24 protein-coding genes and 1 tRNA gene are annotated in these 18105 nt (G+C 58.7%); 17 read left to right on the top strand and 8 right to left on the bottom strand.

Translation table 11 applies throughout. The features are described 5' to 3' along the window. Position 1: 1 nt before the first annotated feature. The 17 genes from ispE (at position 2) to ACUN0G_RS03525 (ending at position 12076) form a co-directional block, all read left to right on the top strand. Positions 2-853, top strand: coding sequence for a 4-(cytidine 5'-diphospho)-2-C-methyl-D-erythritol kinase (gene ispE / locus ACUN0G_RS03605; protein WP_063033131.1), 852 nt, complete (start codon positions 2-4; stop codon positions 851-853). A 36-nt stretch (positions 854-889) separates the two neighbouring features. Further along, positions 890-964, top strand: a tRNA-Gln gene (locus ACUN0G_RS03600). Between the two features lie 45 nt (positions 965-1009). Continuing rightward, positions 1010-1951, top strand: a complete 942-nt coding sequence (locus tag ACUN0G_RS03595; RefSeq protein ID WP_003208392.1) for a ribose-phosphate pyrophosphokinase — start codon at positions 1010-1012, stop codon at positions 1949-1951. A 138-nt stretch (positions 1952-2089) separates the two neighbouring features. Then, positions 2090-2695 (top strand): 50S ribosomal protein L25/general stress protein Ctc, encoded by a 606-nt coding sequence (locus tag ACUN0G_RS03590; protein WP_275710145.1) that lies wholly within the window; start codon positions 2090-2092, stop codon positions 2693-2695. Between the two features lie 165 nt (positions 2696-2860). Then, positions 2861-3445, top strand: coding sequence for an aminoacyl-tRNA hydrolase (gene pth, locus ACUN0G_RS03585; protein WP_017475979.1), 585 nt, complete (start codon positions 2861-2863; stop codon positions 3443-3445). A 23-nt stretch (positions 3446-3468) separates the two neighbouring features. Then, positions 3469-4569, top strand: coding sequence for a redox-regulated ATPase YchF (gene ychF / locus ACUN0G_RS03580; protein ID WP_258343724.1), 1101 nt, complete (start codon positions 3469-3471; stop codon positions 4567-4569). Between the two features lie 420 nt (positions 4570-4989). Next, the gene (locus ACUN0G_RS03575) at positions 4990-5913 is read left to right on the top strand and encodes a sigma 54-interacting transcriptional regulator (protein WP_445572705.1); all 924 of its coding nucleotides are present in this window, start codon (positions 4990-4992) and stop codon (positions 5911-5913) included. 183 nt (positions 5914-6096) lie between these two features. After that, the gene (locus ACUN0G_RS03570; protein ID WP_445572704.1) at positions 6097-6273 is read left to right on the top strand and encodes a type III secretion effector protein; all 177 of its coding nucleotides are present in this window, start codon (positions 6097-6099) and stop codon (positions 6271-6273) included. A 62-nt stretch (positions 6274-6335) separates the two neighbouring features. Further along, positions 6336-6710 (top strand): EscI/YscI/HrpB family type III secretion system inner rod protein, encoded by a 375-nt coding sequence (locus ACUN0G_RS03565; RefSeq protein WP_445572703.1) that lies wholly within the window; start codon positions 6336-6338, stop codon positions 6708-6710. Between the two features lie 6 nt (positions 6711-6716). Continuing rightward, positions 6717-7496 carry a type III secretion system inner membrane ring lipoprotein SctJ gene (gene sctJ, locus ACUN0G_RS03560; protein WP_421525120.1) on the top strand — a complete coding sequence of 260 codons (780 nt, stop codon included), beginning with the start codon at positions 6717-6719 and terminating at the stop codon, positions 7494-7496. Further along, the gene (locus ACUN0G_RS03555; RefSeq protein ID WP_445572702.1) at positions 7489-8028 is read left to right on the top strand and encodes a type III secretion protein; all 540 of its coding nucleotides are present in this window, start codon (positions 7489-7491) and stop codon (positions 8026-8028) included. The genes sctJ and ACUN0G_RS03555 overlap by 8 nt, the downstream gene beginning before the upstream one ends. A 16-nt stretch (positions 8029-8044) precedes the next feature. Continuing rightward, complete coding sequence (gene sctL / locus ACUN0G_RS03550; protein WP_445572701.1) at positions 8045-8635, top strand: type III secretion system stator protein SctL; 591 nt, start codon at positions 8045-8047, stop codon at positions 8633-8635. Between the two features lie 104 nt (positions 8636-8739). Then, positions 8740-8958 (top strand): hypothetical protein, encoded by a 219-nt coding sequence (locus ACUN0G_RS03545; protein WP_445572700.1) that lies wholly within the window; start codon positions 8740-8742, stop codon positions 8956-8958. 1 nt (position 8959) lies between these two features. Then, a complete protein-coding gene (locus ACUN0G_RS03540; RefSeq protein WP_445572699.1) occupies positions 8960-9352 on the top strand; it encodes a type III secretion protein in 393 nt (130 codons plus the stop codon). Between the two features lie 14 nt (positions 9353-9366). Then, positions 9367-11508, top strand: a complete 2142-nt coding sequence (gene sctC, locus ACUN0G_RS03535) for a type III secretion system outer membrane ring subunit SctC (protein ID WP_445572698.1) — start codon at positions 9367-9369, stop codon at positions 11506-11508. Next, entirely contained in the window at positions 11505-11708 is a 204-nt protein-coding gene (hrpT, locus tag ACUN0G_RS03530; protein ID WP_445572697.1) for an HrpT family type III secretion system protein, read from the top strand. The genes sctC and hrpT overlap by 4 nt, the downstream gene beginning before the upstream one ends. Positions 11709-11713: 5 nt before the next feature. Beyond that, on the top strand, positions 11714-12076 hold the full coding sequence (locus tag ACUN0G_RS03525) for a transcriptional regulator (RefSeq protein WP_445572696.1): 363 nt from the start codon (positions 11714-11716) through the stop codon (positions 12074-12076). Here the strand turns inward: ACUN0G_RS03525 and sctU are convergent. From sctU to ACUN0G_RS03485, 8 genes are read right to left on the bottom strand one after another with little or no spacing between them, the layout of a single operon-like run. Further along, complete coding sequence (gene sctU / locus ACUN0G_RS03520) at positions 12073-13170, bottom strand: type III secretion system export apparatus subunit SctU (RefSeq protein WP_445572695.1); 1098 nt, start codon at positions 13168-13170, stop codon at positions 12073-12075. The two genes, ACUN0G_RS03525 and sctU, sit on opposite strands and share 4 nt — an antisense overlap. After that, complete coding sequence (gene sctT, locus ACUN0G_RS03515; RefSeq protein WP_421525129.1) at positions 13167-13955, bottom strand: type III secretion system export apparatus subunit SctT; 789 nt, start codon at positions 13953-13955, stop codon at positions 13167-13169. Before sctT ends, sctU begins: the two co-directional genes overlap by 4 nt. A gap of 10 nt (positions 13956-13965) precedes the next feature. Further along, the gene (gene sctS, locus ACUN0G_RS03510; RefSeq protein WP_179449122.1) at positions 13966-14229 is read right to left on the bottom strand and encodes a type III secretion system export apparatus subunit SctS; all 264 of its coding nucleotides are present in this window, start codon (positions 14227-14229) and stop codon (positions 13966-13968) included. Positions 14230-14236: 7 nt separating this feature from the next. Beyond that, entirely contained in the window at positions 14237-14890 is a 654-nt protein-coding gene (sctR, locus tag ACUN0G_RS03505) for a type III secretion system export apparatus subunit SctR (protein WP_445572694.1), read from the bottom strand. Beyond that, positions 14887-15900 carry a FliM/FliN family flagellar motor switch protein gene (locus tag ACUN0G_RS03500; RefSeq protein ID WP_445572693.1) on the bottom strand — a complete coding sequence of 338 codons (1014 nt, stop codon included), beginning with the start codon at positions 15898-15900 and terminating at the stop codon, positions 14887-14889. Before ACUN0G_RS03500 ends, sctR begins: the two co-directional genes overlap by 4 nt. Next, a complete protein-coding gene (locus tag ACUN0G_RS03495; RefSeq protein ID WP_445572692.1) occupies positions 15897-16355 on the bottom strand; it encodes a type III secretion system HrpP C-terminal domain-containing protein in 459 nt (152 codons plus the stop codon). The genes ACUN0G_RS03500 and ACUN0G_RS03495 overlap by 4 nt, the downstream gene beginning before the upstream one ends. Continuing rightward, entirely contained in the window at positions 16327-16767 is a 441-nt protein-coding gene (gene sctO, locus ACUN0G_RS03490) for a type III secretion system stalk subunit SctO (protein WP_421553293.1), read from the bottom strand. Before sctO ends, ACUN0G_RS03495 begins: the two co-directional genes overlap by 29 nt. Further along, positions 16754-18100, bottom strand: coding sequence for a FliI/YscN family ATPase (locus tag ACUN0G_RS03485; RefSeq protein ID WP_445575514.1), 1347 nt, complete (start codon positions 18098-18100; stop codon positions 16754-16756). The genes sctO and ACUN0G_RS03485 overlap by 14 nt, the downstream gene beginning before the upstream one ends. Positions 18101-18105 lie beyond the last annotated feature (5 nt).

The raw sequence follows: 18105 nt of genomic DNA, 5'->3' as shown, positions 1-18105 counted from the left end.
CATGACCGCGCAACGTCTGACCCTGCCCTCCCCGGCCAAACTGAATTTGATGCTGCACATTCTCGGGCGCCGTGAAGACGGTTATCACGAGCTGCAGACGATTTTTCAATTTCTCGACTACGGTGATGAGCTGACTTTCGCCGTTCGCGATGACGGCGTGATTCAACTGCACACCGAATTCGAAGGCGTGCCTCACGACAGCAACCTGATTGTGAAGGCCGCAAAAAAACTTCAGGAACAATCCGGTTGCCCATTGGGCATCGACATCTGGATCGAAAAAATCCTGCCCATGGGCGGCGGCATCGGCGGCGGCAGCTCGAATGCCGCGACAACGTTGCTCGGCCTGAACCACTTGTGGCAACTGGGTTGGGACCACGATCGCCTGGCGGCGCTGGGCCTGACACTGGGCGCGGACGTCCCGGTTTTCGTGCGTGGGCACGCTGCTTTTGCCGAAGGCGTGGGGGAGAAACTCACCCCTGTAGACCCCGAAGAGCCGTGGTATGTCGTGCTTGTTCCGCAAGTATCTGTAAGTACAGCAGAAATTTTTTCAGATCCACTGTTGACACGTAACTCTCCTCCCATTAAAGTGCGCCCCGTTCCCAAGGGAAACAGTCGAAATGACTGCTTACCGGTTGTAGCAAGGCGTTATCCCGATGTACGTAACGCTTTGAATTTGTTAGGTAAATTTACCGAAGCAAAATTAACCGGAACTGGAAGTTGTGTGTTTGGGGGCTTCCCAAGCAAAGCTGAAGCTGATAAAGTCTCGGCCCTTCTTACAGAGACCCTTACAGGGTTTGTAGCAAAGGGAAGCAACGTTTCGATGTTGCATCGCAAGCTGCAAAGTCTGCTCTAAAGGAACCGAGTACTGGGTACTCGTTGCAACAGATACAGGGGCGTCGCCAAGCGGTAAGGCAGCAGGTTTTGATCCTGCCATGCGTTGGTTCGAATCCAGCCGCCCCTGCCATTTTCTATACTCATCCAGGTTACCCTCAGCCTCTAGGTACTGCGCGTGTCCAAGATGATGGTCTTTACGGGGAATGCTAACCCCGATCTGGCTCGGCGTGTTGTACGTCAGCTGCATATCCCTCTCGGTGACATCTCTGTCGGTAAATTCTCCGACGGCGAAATTACTGCCGAGATCAATGAAAATGTCCGCGGTAAAGATGTTTTCATTATTCAGCCGACTTGCGCTCCGACCAACGATAACCTGATGGAACTCGTCGTGATGGCTGATGCCTTCCGCCGCTCCTCAGCGACTCGAATCACAGCTGTAATCCCTTACTTTGGTTATGCCCGTCAGGATCGCCGTCCGCGTTCCGCACGTGTGGCTATCAGCGCGAAAGTCGTTGCTGACATGCTGACCGTGGTAGGCATCGACCGTGTTCTCACGGTTGACCTGCACGCTGACCAAATCCAGGGGTTCTTCGATATTCCGGTAGATAACATCTACGGCTCCCCCGTCCTGGTGGATGACATCGAAGACCAGCGCTTTGAAAACCTGATGATTGTGTCCCCGGACATTGGTGGCGTCGTGCGTGCACGGGCTGTTGCCAAATCCCTGGGCGTGGATCTCGGGATCATCGACAAACGCCGTGAGAAAGCCAATCACTCTGAAGTGATGCATATCATCGGTGATGTCGAAGGGCGTACCTGTATTCTGGTTGATGACATGGTCGACACCGCCGGCACCCTGTGCCACGCGGCGAAAGCCTTGAAAGAGCACGGTGCAGCAAAAGTCTTCGCCTACTGCACACACCCTGTGCTGTCGGGCCGAGCGATCGAGAACATCGAGAACTCAATGCTGGACGAACTGGTGGTGACTAACACCATCCCGTTGTCCGCTGCCGCTCAAGCCTGTTCGCGTATCCGTCAACTGGATATCGCACCGGTAGTTGCCGAAGCGGTTCGCCGCATCAGCAACGAAGAATCGATCAGCGCGATGTTCCGTTAAGGGTCAAACCTTAGCTGCATCAACCTGACGAAAAGCGCCCCGCCCCAGCATTCTGCCGGGGCGGGGCTTTTTTGCCCATATCGCCTTTAGCGCTGGTCGCAAACGCTAGGGCGAATGTGGTTATTTTGGAGATACAACATGAACGATTTTACTTTGAATGCTGAACTGCGTTCCGACCTGGGGAAAGGTGCGAGCCGCCGCCTGCGTCGTCTCGCAAGCCTGGTTCCAGCTGTAGTTTACGGTGGCGAAAAAGCCCCTGAATCCATCAGCATGCTGGCTAAAGAAATCGCCAAACTGCTCGAAAACGACGCGGCCTACAGCCACATCATCGAGCTGAACGTTGGTGGCAAGAAGCAGAACGTCATCATCAAGGCACTGCAACGTCACCCAGCCAAGGGCCACGTACTGCACGCTGACTTCATTCGCGTTGTAGCCGGTCAAAAACTGACCGCTATCGTGCCTGTGCACTTTGTTGGTGAAGAAGCTCCGGTCAAGAAAGGCGGCGTTGTGTCCCACACTGCCACCGAGCTGGAAGTAACCTGCCTGCCGAAAGACCTGCCTGAGTTCATCGAAGTCGACCTGTCGGCTGCTGAAATCGGCACCATCATCCACCTGTCGGACCTCAAAGCCCCTAAAGGCGTTGAGTTCGTAGCACTGGCTCACGACGACGACAAGGCTGTTGCCAACGTCCACGCGCCACGTGTAGTAGCAGAAGATGAAGAAGGCGAAACCGCTGCAGAGTAACTTTCTCTGTAACGTCGGAGCTTGAGGAAACATCGCGGACCGGAACGTAGCGAGAAAGCGGGCGAGAATGCGAAGTTGGCCTCTAACGGTTAATAAGCTTTTGTCGTCCACTTTCGCCGCACCAACGGCGATGTTATCCACAACTCCAAAGGAAGGGCCCCTGTCGTGACTGCCATTAAACTGATCGTTGGCTTGGGAAATCCAGGCGCCGAATACGAACAGACCCGGCATAACGCGGGGGCCCTTTTTGTTGAGCGCATCGCCCACGCACAAGGTGTAAACCTTACGGCCGATCGCAAATATTTCGGCCTGACCGGACGCTTTTCGCATCAGGGTCAGGATGTTCGTCTGTTGATTCCCACCACCTACATGAACCGCAGCGGCCAGGCTGTCGCGGCGCTTGCAGGCTTCTTCCGGATCAAACCCGAAGAAATCCTGGTGGCCCATGACGAACTTGACCTGCCACCCGGCGTTGCCAAGCTCAAGCAAGGCGGCGGCCATGGCGGGCATAATGGCCTGCGCGACATCATCGCGCAGTTGGGCAATCAGAATACGTTTTACCGCTTGCGGCTTGGCATTGGCCACCCAGGCGTTGCCAGTATGGTTTCAAATTTCGTCCTGGGTCGTGCGCCACGCGCCGAACAGGAAAAACTCGATGCCAGCATCGATTTTGCCCTCGGCGTGCTGCCGGATATCTTCGCCGGTGAATGGAACCGTGCGATGAAAAACCTGCACAGCCAGAAGGCCTGACTCTTTACCCGAGGGGAAACACCATGGGATTCAATTGCGGCATCGTCGGCCTACCTAACGTCGGCAAGTCCACCCTGTTCAACGCCCTGACCAAATCCGGGATTGCGGCGGAGAACTTCCCCTTCTGCACCATCGAGCCGAACACCGGTATCGTGCCGATGCCCGATACACGCCTGGACGCCCTGGCGGCCATCGTGAATCCAAAGCGCATCCTGCCGACCACCATGGAGTTCGTCGACATCGCAGGCCTGGTTGCCGGCGCGTCCAAAGGTGAAGGCCTGGGCAACAAATTCCTCGCCAACATCCGTGAGACCGATGCCATTGCGCACGTGGTCCGCTGCTTCGAAGACGAAAACGTGATTCACGTCTCCAACAGCGTCGACCCGAAACGCGACATCGAGATCATCGATCTGGAACTGATCTTCGCCGACCTCGACAGCTGCGAAAAGCAACTGCAAAAGGTCACGCGCAACGCCAAGGGCGGCGACAAGGACGCAGTGGTCCAGAAAGCCTTGCTGGAGCAGTTGATTGCCCACTTCACCCTGGGCAAGCCGGCACGCAGCCTGATGAAGAGCATGAGCACCGACGAAAAGGCCGTGATCAAGGGCTTCCACCTGCTGACCACCAAGCCTGTGATGTACATCGCCAACGTGGCTGAAGACGGTTTCGAGAACAACCCGCTGCTCGACGTGGTCATGGCCATTGCCGAAGAAGAAGGCGCGATGGTCGTACCGGTCTGCAACAAGATCGAAGCGGAAATCGCCGAGCTGGAAGACGGCGAAGAGAAAGACATGTTCCTCGAGGCCCTGGGCCTGGAAGAGCCTGGCCTGAACCGCGTGATCCGCGCAGGCTACGAAATGCTGCACCTGCAGACCTACTTCACCGCCGGTGTTGAAGAAGTCCGCGCCTGGACCGTCAAGGTCGGTGCCACTGCCCCGCAAGCCGCTGGCGTGATCCACACCGACTTCGAAAAAGGCTTCATCCGCGCCGAAGTCATCGCCTACAACGACTTCATCCAGTTCAAGGGAGAAGCCGGTGCCAAGGAAGCCGGTAAATGGCGCCTGGAAGGCAAGGAATACATCGTCAAGGATGGCGACGTGATGCACTTCCGCTTCAACGTGTAAGCGTCACCTGCGGCCCATGCCGCAAACAAAAAGCCGATGCAATGCATCGGCTTTTTTGTGGGCGAACACTTTTGCATTGAACAACCAGGCAGCAAGACACATTCGTTAACTTTATATATTAAAAAACAAAAACACTCACAAAACCAATACCTCATCACTTGGCGACAAAAAAACTTCAGACTCCAAAATTCCCGAGCCACTTTAGGATTTATCCTTCGCATAATTAGAAATCAAACTAACAAAACGAGTTGCCTTCTTTTCACCCTGCCTACCCTTAATCTTTTCTGCACACTGAGCGCCACCTCTTGACCTCTTGCCCAAGATGACAAAGCAGCTATTTTCCGATTTACTTCCCGCCATTCGAAAGGACTAACAAAGTCTAACAACAGTGATGCGACCCAATATTGGAGCAACAACAATATGCCGGCCTCCTATCACAACGAGGATGTAACAGACTCACCCCTTACCGAATGCCCCGCCATTGAAGCCACTATCCATAATACCGCCACACTTAATATCGATATGCTACTGCTGGGCGAAACCGGGACAGGTAAAGACACCTTGGCACAACGCATACATTTGCTGTCCCGCCGAAAGGGCAACTTTGTTGCCGTCAACTGCGCCGCGATACCGGAAAGCCTGGCTGAAAGCCAACTGTTTGGGGTCAACAGCGGCGCCTATACCGGTGCGATGCAATCCCGGGCAGGGTTTGTCGAAGCCGCCCACCTGGGTACCTTGTACCTCGATGAAATTGACAGCATGCCCCTCAACCTGCAGGCCAAGCTGCTGCGAGTGCTGGAGTGCCGGGGCGTTGAGCGCCTGGGCTCTACGCGGTTCATTCCGGTGGATATGCGGGTCATCGCCTCCGCACAGCAATCGCTGCATGAAATGGTCGAACAGGGAGCGTTCAGGCGCGACCTGTACTTTCGCCTGAACGTTGTGGATATCCAACTGCCGCCCCTAAGGGAACGCCGCGAGCGGATTGTGCCGTTGTTCTTGAACATGGTCCGCGAAGAGTCAGAGTACTTCAAGTGCGCCGCTCCCACTCCCCCCAGTGCACTGCTGCAACGGTTGCTGTGCCATCCCTGGCCGGGCAACGTTCGTGAACTGCGTTCGGCGGCGAAGCGTTTTGTATTGGGCATGCCGCCGCTTTCAGAGTCGGTGGCGGGCCATCAAAAGACAGAAACCTGCCTCAAGGAACGGTTGCAGCAAATCGAGAAGACACTGATTGAAGAGTCGCTTCGCCGTCACGACCAATGTGTTGATGGCGTGGCCGTTGAACTGGGCGTTGCAAAACGCACGCTCTATTACCGCATGAAGCAACTGGATATATCACTGGGCTAGTGCCCGGTATGGCGAGAAATATTCAGATACAGCGGCCCTTCCGAAAATGTGGAACGCCACCGTCGCTGGAACCACACAAGCTACGGGCCTTGCTAGAGCTAACGTGAACGCCCGACAAGGTGCGTACACACCAAGTACGGCCACGAGTACTATCCCTTTCATTCGCAATAATGGAGTAACTATATGTCCCGTATCGGTGATGCCGCCCCGGCAAGTACCTATCCGTCTCAGGGCTTTGGCGGCGGTGAAAACGACGACCTTAAGCAGTTAAGAAAAGCAGAAGCCCGAGAGTCGCTCAAAGACGGTATTGAGGCTTTTAAAATTACCGAAAAGAAAAAAAATATTGAAGCAATTCGCTAACCAACAGACCGCCCTGCCTCTAGGCAGGTGCGGTTTTTTTATTTAGACCCAAGGAGCTTTGTATGCAAACAAAAAATGATGTTTCGTTAGAAAACACCAAAGCCACTACAACTTCCTGGATTCAACCGGCATCCCGCCCCTCACAAAAAACTGAAGATGCACATTTTTTCGAATCCGAGATGGAGCACTCGACACGTGCCGTTAATACCGCCGCGCCAACGGACAGCTCGAATATCCTGACAGATGCATCAGCCTTGCTGGTCAAGTCGACAAACCGTATGAGCAGAGGCCTGAAAGCCTTCAACACCACCAACAACGAAAAAGAAAAACTTAACTACTCCACCGAGCTCTCAAACACGATGCTGTTAACTCAGGTACTTACGAAGTGTGTGGGGAAAACCGCACAGTCTGTCGAAAAAATCAGCAACCTGCAGTAGGTAAAAATGATCCGTCCCCTGTTCACCGGGCTCATCGTATTCCTGACACTCATGCTTAATGGCTGCGGCGAAAGCGTCGAACTTCATCGCCAGCTCTCCGAACAAGAAGCCAACGAAGTCATCGCAGAATTGGCAGACAAGCACATACGCGCGCAAAAGATCCCCGCCAAAGACGGTGTTGTTGTGCGGGTTAAAGGTGCCGACATCAGCCGAGCCGTACGCACACTGGAGGCCGTCGGGTTGCCCAGAGTGGCCCGCACCACCATGGGCGATACCTTTCGCAAGGAAGGCGTTATCTCCACCCCACTTGAAGAACGCGCCCGCTATATTTATGCCTTGTCCCAAGAGCTGGAAGCCACCTTGTCAAACATAGACGGCGTGATTGTGGCTCGAGTACACGTCGTACTGCCTGAACGCATAGCACCCGGGGAACCGGTACAGCCCGCGTCCGCGTCGGTATTTATCAAACATGACCCGCGGCTGGACCCCGACAATATCCGGGCGCGTGTCCGCAGGATGGTCGCCAGCAGCATCCCCGGTATGACCACCGCTGTGGATAACTCACAAAAGCTGACGGTGGTCTTTGTACCGGCAACGGCCTATCAGGAACAGCAGCGCCTGAGCTACTTGGGGCCCTTCCTAATTCCAGAGAGCGACCAGAGTTTTTGGCGAACCAGCATCCTGTTGTCACTGGCCGGCTTCGTTCTCGCGATCATCGCGGCAGCGTTCTGGCGTAAACAGCGTCGGCAAACCGCACTTGCGCCGGCCCAGCCGCCCAATGACTGAACAATTGAACTGGGTCCAGTGGTGGGCCTTCCCCTGGAGGTCTGCACATGCGGACTGGAACGTCGCCGACACGTATCGCGCTCTGGACGCACTCTGTCGCAGCAATCACGCCTTGGCGAGCACAACATTGGGCATCCCGCCCTGCCTGCCCGCCACACCCCACGTCACGGTGCTTCGACTGGCCCTCGCATCAGAAGCGCAGCTCGAACTGATGCTGGCGCTGCTGAGTGACACCTGCCATCGCCCGATTGACGGGGTGTTGAGCGAAAACCAGCACCTGTGGTGCCTGAGCCTATCGAAGGCACTGAATCCAAACACGGTACTGTCCCACGACGACGATCCACTGCAGCTACTGCGTGCGTGGGTCGAACCCACTGTCTGGCAGCGACTTCGCCTGCGCTTTGCGCGTCATCGTGTGCTGGCACTGGAGCAAAAAAACGCCGACTTTTACGACGTCCACAATCGGCTCGATATCCTCTGGCAAGCAGTCGTCTGGCGTGTCACGACGACAAACGACGAACGCCGCCCCTGACGGAACTGCCCCCATCATGTTACGCCGACACAAAATTGCCCTGCACGATGGAACGTCTGGCCCGACACGCCTGTTGATCACGCGAGAAGAAATCAAGGAGAGTGCCCACGCCAATCAACTGTTGGAGCGCGCAAAAGTCCAGGCTGAGCACCTGCTGCAACTGGCAGCAGAGCAACGCGAAGAACTGCACCAAAAGGCCAGCGTGGAGTTCTGGCAGCGCGCCAACTCCCAGCTAAAACGATGGGAGAGCCGGCATCAAATGCTGAGCGACAACATCGAACAATACGCGACGTCCATCGCCAACCAGGCCCTGCTCTGCCTGCTGGATGATGTCGCACCAGCGCAACGCGTCAGCGCCTTGATCAAACAATTGATGGCCGCACAAATGCCGGCGGTCAAGGCGACGCTCCTCTGCCATCCACTTGAGCGTGAGACCGTTGAGCGCTGCCTGGCCAGGCATGGGGCCACGCCCTGGATAGTTCGTACGGAGGAGTTGGTCAAACCCCAGACGCTCGTACTGGAAACGGATGAAGGGGACTTTCGTATCGACTGGCTCTCAATGCGCGACATTTTGCTCGCACCCAAGGTCGGCAAGCACAGTGAATGAGACTGCCGTCGACAGCTCCTCCGTGTGTTGCAAAAAACTCAATGTGGAGGGAACTGACAGCCGGAGGCAAACCACACAGCTCAAACACATCTGGAGTGAAATCTATGAATTTTTACGGGAACTTGAGAAGCCAACTTTTAAGACAACTCAACGCCGATACTCATCGTGTTGCCGCCGTCGCCAATGAGCCGGAAATCGACAACGTGGACATGGCCTATTTCGGCGATCTCATTAAACAAGAACGCCTCTCTTCGTTCGCATTTCACGAACAGGTCCGCGTCCAACACTCACTGTTCAAGACTGTGCTCGACGGCGTGCAGTAAGTTGCAGTCGCTGATTACTCGCTGGGTGAACGGCACAGAAGACCAGCTCAGGCTGTTCGAAGGCGATGACGAGATTATTTTTCAGCGTATATCGAACACCGTGCAACTGAGTGTCCAACTGACTCAAAGTCGCCCGGACACCTTACGCCTGCAAACCTTGATGCGCCTGGGAGGCGCCAGCCTGAACCACTTTCACGGCGCACTTGCCATGGAGCCGGCCAGTGGCGTGCTCTGGCTCGTCCAGTGCCTGCGGGAGGGGGCCGACGAGAAGCGCCTGCTGGGGTGTCTCGAAGCTCTGCTCAACCAGCGTGACACCTGGCGCGCCATCGTCGCACGCCTCGCAGCCCCAACCCGGAAACCCATGCCCACGTCCCTACGCTCGCTGCCGTACTAACTCAGAGAACGATCATGTCTAACAAGAATTACAAGCACCCTCGCTTGCGCGCCGACTCGCCTGCAGACCGCACGAAACGAGCCCATTGGCGTGGCCTGATCCTGCTGCCCTGGTTGCTGACCCCGTTGGAAAGCACCTTGGCCGCCGTCCCCAGTGAATGGAAAAACACCGCCTATGCGTATGAAGCCGAACACAAGCCACTGCGGGAGGTACTGGAAGATTTCGCCCAGTCGTTTGGCACACAGCTGCAAATCGACGGCCTGCTGGAAGGCATTGTGAACGGCAAGATACGCGCCAATACCCCGCAATCGCTGCTCGACAGGCTGGGCGTAGAACATCGCTTCCAGTGGTACCTGTACAACAACACCCTGTACATCAGCACCCTGGACCAGCAGGAGTCAGCGCGCCTGGAAGTCTCCTCCGAGACCCTCGCCGACCTCAAGCAGGCTTTGACCGATATTGGCCTGCTGGACAGCCGGTTTGGCTGGGGTGAGTTGTCCGACGATGGCGTGGTGCTGGTCTCGGGGCCAAAGCGCTATATCGAGCAGATCAAGCAATTCAGCAGTCAGCGCAAATCCGCCGACGAAAAGCAGAGCATCCTCACCTACCCGCTGAAGTTCGCCAACGCAGCGGACCGCCCGATTGATTATCGCGGTGAAAAGCTGACCATCCCCGGTGTCGCCAGCATGCTGCGCGGTTTGTTGGAACCTCGCCCCACCTCCACCCTCTCGACGCTGAGCCAGCGCCCCGCGTCAGCCTCGCAACCTTCGCCCATCACGCCGAGCTTTCCTCGGCTGGGCAACCCGATGCTGGGGCAGATGCTCGGCCCGTCAATCAACCCGGGGCAGTGGGACAGTGGCTTGTCGCTCACCCCACGGGCACCGGTGTCCACCAGCAGAATCCGGGTCGAGGCCGATGTTCGCAACAACGCCGTGCTGATCTATGACGTGCCGGAACGCCAGGCGATGTACCGCGAGCTGATTGCCCAGCTCGACGTGGCGCGCAAGCTTGTGGAAATCGACGCAATTATCCTCGATATCGAACGCACCCAATTGCGCGAATTCGGGGTCAACTGGGGCTTTCAAAACAGCCGCTTTCGTGGCGGGGGAGCCATGGCTCCCGGTACCTCATCGCAGCTGTCGATCGAAAAGCGTGACCGTTTCTATGCCGACATCCGCGCATTGGAACAACGCGGCCTGGCGACGATGGTGTCGAACCCGTCGGTGCTCACCCTGGAAAACCAGCCGGCGGTGATTGACTTCAACCGCACCCAATACCTGACCGCCGGCGCAGAAGTCGCAACCGTCCTGCCCATCACAGTGGGCACCAGTTTCCAGGTCGTGCCCCGGGTGATCACCAGCCGAGGTCAACACCAGATTCATCTGGTGGTGGATATCGAGGACGGTAACTTCGATGAGTCCAACTCCGAGCGCATCGGCCCCGATGTGCGCCGAGGCAAGGTCAGCACCCAAGCGGTGATGGCGGAAAAACGCTCGCTGGTGGTGGGTGGTTTCCATGTCACCGAACGCACCGACAAGCAGAACAAGGTACCGCTGCTGGGCGACATACCGTTGCTGGGCAAGGCGTTGTTCTCCTCCACCGAACGCCAGAACAACCGGCGCGAGCGTCTGTTTATCCTGACCCCGCGGGTCATCGGCGATCAGGCCGACCCTTCACGCTACTTGCCCCAGGAAGACCAGGCCGAACTGCAGGCGGCGCTCAAGCCTCTGGCAAGGCGCCATGCGGAGCATCAACCGGTGATCAAGCGCAGCGACATCACCAGCACCCTGGCTCACCTCGTCAGCGGCCAAGTGCCCAAGGCCTTCAAGGCGGCGCCGATGCCACTTGGCCTGGATACCTTGTGCGCCACCCGGGACCTGTTGGCCCTCAATACCGAGCGCAGCCAGTGGTATGCCGGCCCGCAGTTCAACGTGGCCGTGGTGGTGGTGCGCAACCAGTTCAATCGCCACGTGCGCATCGATGAAAAGGAATGCAGCAACTCCCAGACCCTGGCGGTGAGCGTCTGGCCACGTGCCTGGCTCAAGCCGGGTGAAGAGGCAGAAGTGTTTATCGCCATGCGCCCTGTCATCAAAGATGAGCACATCGGCATGCCCCGCCCTTCCCTGCTCACGCCAGCCCGGAGCAACCCACAATGAAACGACCACTGTCCTGCGTCACCTTGATCGGCCTCGCGCTGCTCATTGTCGGTTGCACGCCAACGTGCAAGGGCGACTCCTGCTCACGTCCGCAATCCAGCGCCGATAAAATGGTGGTCTGGTGGCCGCCACAAATGCGCATAGAACCCGGCCCTGCCGGCGAACGCTCGGATTATCAGACCATATCCCTGGAGCGGTGAACCCCATGGGATTACCCGACGATGATCAACATCGCCAGGTGTTCCTGGACCAGCTGGTGAGCGGCAATGACGCTCACCTGCCCCTCTCTCCAGGCATTACCCTGCTCCCGATAAAGGCCGGTACCCAGCGGGGCCTGGCCTTGCAGATAGCCCCCGAGGCCTTGCAGGCCGGGCAGTTGCAGCACGTGCTTGAACGGCGCTTTGAACATGCGCTGGCGTTCGACGGGTGCTTTGTCTACCTGGACGCCAAGGGCGCGCTGGTGATCTGGCACGCCTTACCGGCGGGCGGCGCGGCGCTTCATGACACGCTCAGCCGGATACTGTCCCTGGCCAGGCTTGAAGCGCTGGATGTACGCCGCCCGCGTTAACGCTGTTCCAGCTCCGGCAAATGCAGGGTGTCGCGTTTGGCCTCATCATCCAGCTCCCGCAGCGTCCGGTAGATGAAGGCCACCGCCTGCAACGTCTCCCGGGGGATGGGGGCCCCCAGTTTCTTCTCATAGAGCGTACGCGCCAGCCACACGCACTGGATCACCGGCACATCGGCAGCCTTGGCCCGATCAATCAGTTTACGAGCCCCGGCATCCGTGCCCTTGTCCACCAACATCGGCAGCGGGGTTTTCCCCGGGCGGTAGTAAAGCGCAACGGCAAAGTGCGTCGGGTTGACCACCAGCATGTCGGACTCTTCAAGCTTGGGCAGCTTGACCTTCGGCTCTTCCTGGGCCAGTTGGTAGGCCAACTGACGCCGCTGGCCCTTGACGTGGGGGTCGCCTTCCATGTCCTTGTATTCCTTCATCACCTCCACCTGGGTCATGCGCATGCGCTTGGCGAAGAAGTGTTTTTGCAACGCCATATCGATCAACGCCAGCACCAGCAGCAACCCCAGGCAGGCGTGCAGCAAATGCCGGAACAAGGTGATCAGTGCCAGGATATAGCTCTGCAAATCGCTGGTGGCGAGGTTGATCAACGCCGACAACGACGGCCCGATCACCACGTACAGCACCAGGGTCAGCAACAGCGCCTTACCCAGTCCCATCAATAGGTTCATCACCGACTGGGCGGAAAACATCTGCTTGATCTGGCTGAGCGGGTTCAGGCGACTGAAGTTCGGCGTCAAGCTTTCCGGCGCGAACAGGAAGCCGAACTGCAACCAGCTGCTGATCAGCTTCACCGCAATCGCCACCCCGGCCATCAACAGAGCAAACGAAAAAAACATCAGCAAGCCTTCCAGCAACACCTCTTCCAGGGCCCGCACAAAGGGCCGGCCGATGCCCGACATCGCCAGCATCATCAATTGCTGGAAACGCTGCATGCTGGTTTCAGCGGTGAGCAAGGCGATTTCACTCAAGGCAGTCAGCACCAATAACTTGCCGACATCCTGGCTTTGCGCGACCTGGCCTTTCTTGCGCTGATCCTTGAGTTTCTTGGGGGTGGCGGCGTGTTTTTTCTCCCCCGAATCACTCATGGTGCAACCCCCTGAAACATCAGGCCGATGGAATGCTTGAGGTCTGCCAACTGCGCCATGCGGGTGACGATCAAATCCTGCAGCAATGGAAAATACAGCAGCAGAATCCCAAGCCCGGCAAGGCACTTGACCGGCGTTGCCAAGGTGGAAACCTGCAGCTGCGGGCTGTACAGGCCCAACACCGCGAAGCCGAATTCGAGAAACAGCAGCACCGCAATAAACGGTGCGGCGTACAGCATCATGTAGGTAAAGGTGTCGCCCAGCACGCCAAGAAAAACGCTGAACCCATTGATGGCCGGCAGCGGCAGCCAGGCGGTGGCCGGCCAGATCAGGTAGCTGTCCCAGATCACCTGGGTCAACACGCTCAGCCCCAGCACCACGATCAGCAGATAAATCACCAACTGTTTGAACAGGTGCCCGATGGGTGTGGCATCCGGCCCCAGCGACGGGTTGAGTTGGCCACCCGCCAGGGCTCCGCGCTGGTTATCCAGCAGCGCGCCCACCGACTCGAACATCCAGAACGGCATGGCCAGCAAGATCCCCAGCAAAAAACCCAGGGCCGCTTCCTTGAGTACCAGCCCGCTGATCATCAGCGCAGAGTAATCCTGGCCACTCATGACGGCATGAATTCCGGGCGCCGGAATCAACGCCATGACCATTACGATCACGTGCCGGGGCATGCCGCGTATGTGTTGAAAACTGAACGCCGGCACCAGGAACGCACAGGGATAAATGCGCGCCATGGCCACCAGCAGGCTGGGCAAATAGTCAAGATAAAGCAGCACGCGCAGTCCCTCAGTTCAATGCCGAACGGGCGATCATGTCGAACATCAGGTTGATCAGCTGGATCAACTCCAGGCCGATCCAGCGGCCGGTCAATACCAGTGTGACACCCACCGCCACCAGCTTGATGCCGAAGGGCAGCGTCTGGTCCTGGATCTGCATCAGGGCCTGCACCAGGGAGGTCAGCACACCGACGATCACCGCCACGATCAGCGGCGGTGCCGACAGCACCACCACCAGCAGCATGCCCTGCTTGAACAGCACGATGGGTTCCATAGGTCACTCAGAGGTAAGAAAGGAACAGGCTGTCGAGCAATCGCGACCACCCGGAAACCATGACGAACAACAGCAGCTTGAGCGGCAGGGAAATGGTCATGGGCGAGACCATTTGCATCCCCAGGGCCAACAGCAGGTTGGAGACAATCAGGTCGATGACGATGAAAGGGATGTAGATCAGGAAGCCGATCTCGAACCCTGCCTGCAACTGCGACAACACAAACGCCGGGATCAACAGAATGAGGTCTTCGCGCTGGGTGCTTTGCGCCATTTCAGGTGGCCACATGCGCGCGCTGTTTTCCAGCAAGTGGGTCAACACATCCGGGTCGGTGTTGCGCAGCATGAACGCGCGCAGCGGTTGTATGGCCTCACGCCCGGTCTCCAGCAGCGTCTGGACATTGCTCATGTCCACAGGCGCAGCCTTGACGTTCTGGGCGATTTCATAGCCCACGGGCGCCATGATAAACAACGTCGCGGCCAAGGCTATTCCGTTGATAGCCATGCTCGGCGGCACCTGCTGCACGCCGATGGCATTGCGGGTAATCATCAGCACGATGACGATCTTCAAGAAGGCCGTGCAGATGATCAACAACATCGGCATCAATGATAACGCGCCGAGGAATACTGCCAGTACAAGGGGGTCAATCCCCTGAAGCGTCATCGAGCGAAAATCACACGTGACAACTGCAGCCCCAGGCGCCCGTCCACTTCCACCAACTGCCCCTGGCCGATCGGCCGGTCGCCGTAATAGAGCCCGGCCATGCCCGGGGCGTAACCGGAGATGCCCAACACCGCGCCAGGTGCCAGGTTACGCAGTTCGCCGAGCGTCAGGTTCAGGGTGCCACAGCGCACATCCAGGGCCATGTTCAACTCGTCGAAGGGCTCATGGCCGAAGACGTCCATCACGGGCTGGTCACCCTCCTGCACCGGGTATTGCTGTGTTGCAAAATCCTCGTCCATGGACGTTTCCTCGATCGAAATAAGCGTCAGGCACAACGGCCCGGATTCATCATCAATACAACCGTGCAGCCGGTGCCTGCCGACGTGCAGCTGGCCATTGCCCTGTGGGTCGAACAGGGGTTGTTCAAGCATCACCACATCACCGACACGCAGGTGGCGCACCTGCTGAATCGGCAGACGCAGGCGCCCCAGCTTCAATGCAAGCGCCAGTTGAAACGACGCAGGCAGGGGCCCGGCAATGGGTCGCCAGGGGCCGGCGTCGCACAGCGCCAGGAAGGTCTCGGGCGCCAGCCACAGGTAACTCACCACGCGGGACGCACCCAGCGTCACCGTAAACCGGCAGCCGAACGTCAACGTCCTGGGGGCAGGCAGCAACCGCAAGTAACCGAACAGCGTCCGCACTTCGGGGCTCAGGTGATGGTGGAACAATTCCCAGAACCAGGAATCCGGGTCATTGCCGGACTCTGCCAATGTCACAGGGCACTCCCCCAACAGGCTGAACAGCGGCCCAGGCTCGGCGAATGCCAGTGCCCCGCTGGTACTCTCGAAACACAGCGGTTTGACACCCGTGGGCGCATGGCCGGGCGCCATCAGCAACTCACCGTGCTGCTCCGAAACTCGAAACGCCATGCGCATGCCACGCCCCAGTCGGCGCTGCGCCGCTACGGTGTTTGCGTTGACCACAGGCACGCTCAAAACCGGCATGATCATGCCGAGGACACGTCTGCCAGGTGCACGTGAACCGGCTGCGCCAGCGCCCCGGCCAGGCCGTCTTCCAGGCGTTGCCGCACGCCGGGCAACCAACGTGCGGTGTGTGTTTCCTCAGGCGTCAGCTCAACGTTCCAGGCGCCTTGCTCGCGGCGCACGCTGGCGTTGATCCGCCCCAGGCGCGGCAGGTACAGCATCGCTTGCAACGGCCACTGCGCGGCGGCCTGTATACGGGGTGCCAACTGCTCGGTCAGCGCCTCGATCATCAGCGTCTCAGTCGGCGCCGTCAGCGCCGTGCGGGAGGAACCGTAGCCGCCGCCCTCACGGTCGCGGGTAAACAGCTGGGTAAATAACAGCCTCTGCTCCACGGGCACGAACGCCCCCGTACCGGGCTCACGTTCATCTCGAGGCTCGCGCGAACGCGGGCGCTCAGGTTTGTTCGCTGGAACTTGCGTCATCGTTCTCTTCCTGCACCAACAAAAGGGATAGCTCCTGGAGTTTTTCAACCTCGCGCAAACACTGGCTAACGTGCCGCTGGGCGCTGTCGATATGGGTGAGTTGCTCCTCCTGCTGGCCGTGCAAGGCATGCAGCTGCCCTTCCTCACGCCGGGTGTCGGCCGAAAAGCTGCGCTCCTGGGTATTCCAGGACGTGAGATCGCGAAACGAGATCACTTGCCCTTGATGCTTGCCTAACAGCTCTGCGGTTTTGCGCGCTTCCTCCTCGCGGGTGTGCTCCAACACTTCCTGTGCCTGCTGGATTTGCAACAGCAGCGCTTGTTGAAGCCGCTTTGCCGCCCGCAACGTGCGTTCGGCGCGATCGGCCCGATGCTTGCGCAGGCGCCGCAGGGTGTCGATTTCAGAAAGGGACATCGCAGGTCAGCTCCATCAGCAGATCCAGGGTGGTATCCATCGGTGCCGGCTCACGCAAGTCCTGGCGCAGGAAACCATCGACCGCCTGCCGGCTGTTCACCGCCAAATCCGTCAGGGCATCACTGCCAGGCTGGTACTCGCCCAGCTTGAGCATCAGCTCGATCTGCTGGTAGGCCGATAACAACCGTCGCAATCCGGTGCCGGCCTTGATATGCGCGGGCTCGGCCACATTGCTTAGAATTCGGGAAAGGCTGGCCAACACGTCCACCGCCGGGTAGTGGCCGCGCTCGGCCAGCTTGCGCGACAGCACGATATGGCCATCGAGCAGCGAGCGGACTTCATCGGCCACCGGGTCGTTCATCGAGTCCTGCTCGATCAGCACGGTATAGATCGCGGTGATCACCCCGTCGCGTGTCAGCCCGGCGCGCTCCACCAGGCGCGGCATCAGGCTGTACACCGAAGGCGGCAGACCGCCACGGCCCAACGGCTCACCGGCAGCCAGGCCGATTTCACGCTGGGCCCGGGCGAATCGGGTCAAGGAGTCAATCAACAGCAACACGCGCTTGCCCTTGCGCCGAAACCCTTCGGCCAAGGCTGTCGCCGTAAAGGCGGCGCGCGCGCGCTCCATGCTGGAACGATCGGAAGTCGCACACACCAGCACAGCCTTGGTCCGCAGTTGATCATCCAGCTCATGGTCGAGGAACTCGCGCAGCTCACGGCCGCGTTCGCCGATCAGGCCGAACACAATCACGTCGCACGCCACGTTACGGGCGATCTCGGCCAGCAAGGTGGTCTTGCCGCAACCGGCACCGGCGAACAGGCCGACACGCTGACCTTCCCCCAGCGTCACCAACCCATCGATCGAACGCACCCCGGTGGACAGCGCTCGGTTGATCCGCGGCCGCTCGGTCGGCAAGGGCGCCTCGCACAGCACAGGGCTCGCCTCTTCGGCGTCATCCTCGACAAAGGCACTCGGCCCTTCGCCCGCAATCGGCCGGCCAAAACCGTCCAGCACCCGCCCCAGCAGATCGTCCCCCACCCGCACCCGGTGCGGCACCCCAAGGCGCTGCACGCTGGCGCCCACACGCACGCCTTCCAGGTTGCCCAGGGCACTGAGCACTGCATCCTGCTGATCGAACCCGATGATCTCGGCGAGCATGTAGTCGCCCACGGTTTTTTCGACCTGGCATAAGTCGCCAATGCGCGCCTGAGGCAACCGGCATTGCAGCAACATGCCGTTGACCCGCTGGATACGACCGCGCACCGCCACCGGCGCAAAGCTGGCCAACGCACTCGCCTGGCGCTGCTGCCAGGCCTCAAGACGAGCCCGCATCTCCT

This window comes from Pseudomonas sp. 32A (assembly GCF_052682255.1).
Note: the sequence above shows the minus strand (reverse complement) of the source record. Positions and strands in the feature narration are given on the sequence as shown.

Bases quoted from the DNA above. Each gene is read 5' to 3' on its own strand.
- sctC (WP_445572698.1), top strand. From the start codon at position 9,367: ATGTCTAACAAGAATTACAAGCACCCTCGCTTGCGCGCCGACTCGCCT.
- ACUN0G_RS03590 (WP_275710145.1), top strand. From the start codon at position 2,090: ATGAACGATTTTACTTTGAATGCTGAACTGCGTTCCGACCTGGGGAAA.
- sctO (WP_421553293.1), bottom strand. From the start codon at position 16,767: ATGTCCCTTTCTGAAATCGACACCCTGCGGCGCCTGCGCAAGCATCGG.
- ACUN0G_RS03565 (WP_445572703.1), top strand. From the start codon at position 6,336: ATGCAAACAAAAAATGATGTTTCGTTAGAAAACACCAAAGCCACTACA.
- ispE (WP_063033131.1), top strand. From the start codon at position 2: ATGACCGCGCAACGTCTGACCCTGCCCTCCCCGGCCAAACTGAATTTG.
- ACUN0G_RS03500 (WP_445572693.1), bottom strand. From the start codon at position 15,900: ATGATCATGCCGGTTTTGAGCGTGCCTGTGGTCAACGCAAACACCGTA.
- sctJ (WP_421525120.1), top strand. From the start codon at position 6,717: ATGATCCGTCCCCTGTTCACCGGGCTCATCGTATTCCTGACACTCATG.
- ACUN0G_RS03525 (WP_445572696.1), top strand. From the start codon at position 11,714: ATGGGATTACCCGACGATGATCAACATCGCCAGGTGTTCCTGGACCAG.
- ACUN0G_RS03545 (WP_445572700.1), top strand. From the start codon at position 8,740: ATGAATTTTTACGGGAACTTGAGAAGCCAACTTTTAAGACAACTCAAC.
- ACUN0G_RS03495 (WP_445572692.1), bottom strand. From the start codon at position 16,355: ATGACGCAAGTTCCAGCGAACAAACCTGAGCGCCCGCGTTCGCGCGAG.
- ACUN0G_RS03485 (WP_445575514.1), bottom strand. From the start codon at position 18,100: ATGCGGGCTCGTCTTGAGGCCTGGCAGCAGCGCCAGGCGAGTGCGTTG.
- sctL (WP_445572701.1), top strand. From the start codon at position 8,045: ATGTTACGCCGACACAAAATTGCCCTGCACGATGGAACGTCTGGCCCG.
- hrpT (WP_445572697.1), top strand. From the start codon at position 11,505: ATGAAACGACCACTGTCCTGCGTCACCTTGATCGGCCTCGCGCTGCTC.
- ychF (WP_258343724.1), top strand. From the start codon at position 3,469: ATGGGATTCAATTGCGGCATCGTCGGCCTACCTAACGTCGGCAAGTCC.
- sctU (WP_445572695.1), bottom strand. From the start codon at position 13,170: ATGAGTGATTCGGGGGAGAAAAAACACGCCGCCACCCCCAAGAAACTC.
- ACUN0G_RS03575 (WP_445572705.1), top strand. From the start codon at position 4,990: ATGCCGGCCTCCTATCACAACGAGGATGTAACAGACTCACCCCTTACC.
- ACUN0G_RS03555 (WP_445572702.1), top strand. From the start codon at position 7,489: ATGACTGAACAATTGAACTGGGTCCAGTGGTGGGCCTTCCCCTGGAGG.
- sctR (WP_445572694.1), bottom strand. From the start codon at position 14,890: ATGACGCTTCAGGGGATTGACCCCCTTGTACTGGCAGTATTCCTCGGC.
- ACUN0G_RS03570 (WP_445572704.1), top strand. From the start codon at position 6,097: ATGTCCCGTATCGGTGATGCCGCCCCGGCAAGTACCTATCCGTCTCAG.
- sctS (WP_179449122.1), bottom strand. From the start codon at position 14,229: ATGGAACCCATCGTGCTGTTCAAGCAGGGCATGCTGCTGGTGGTGGTG.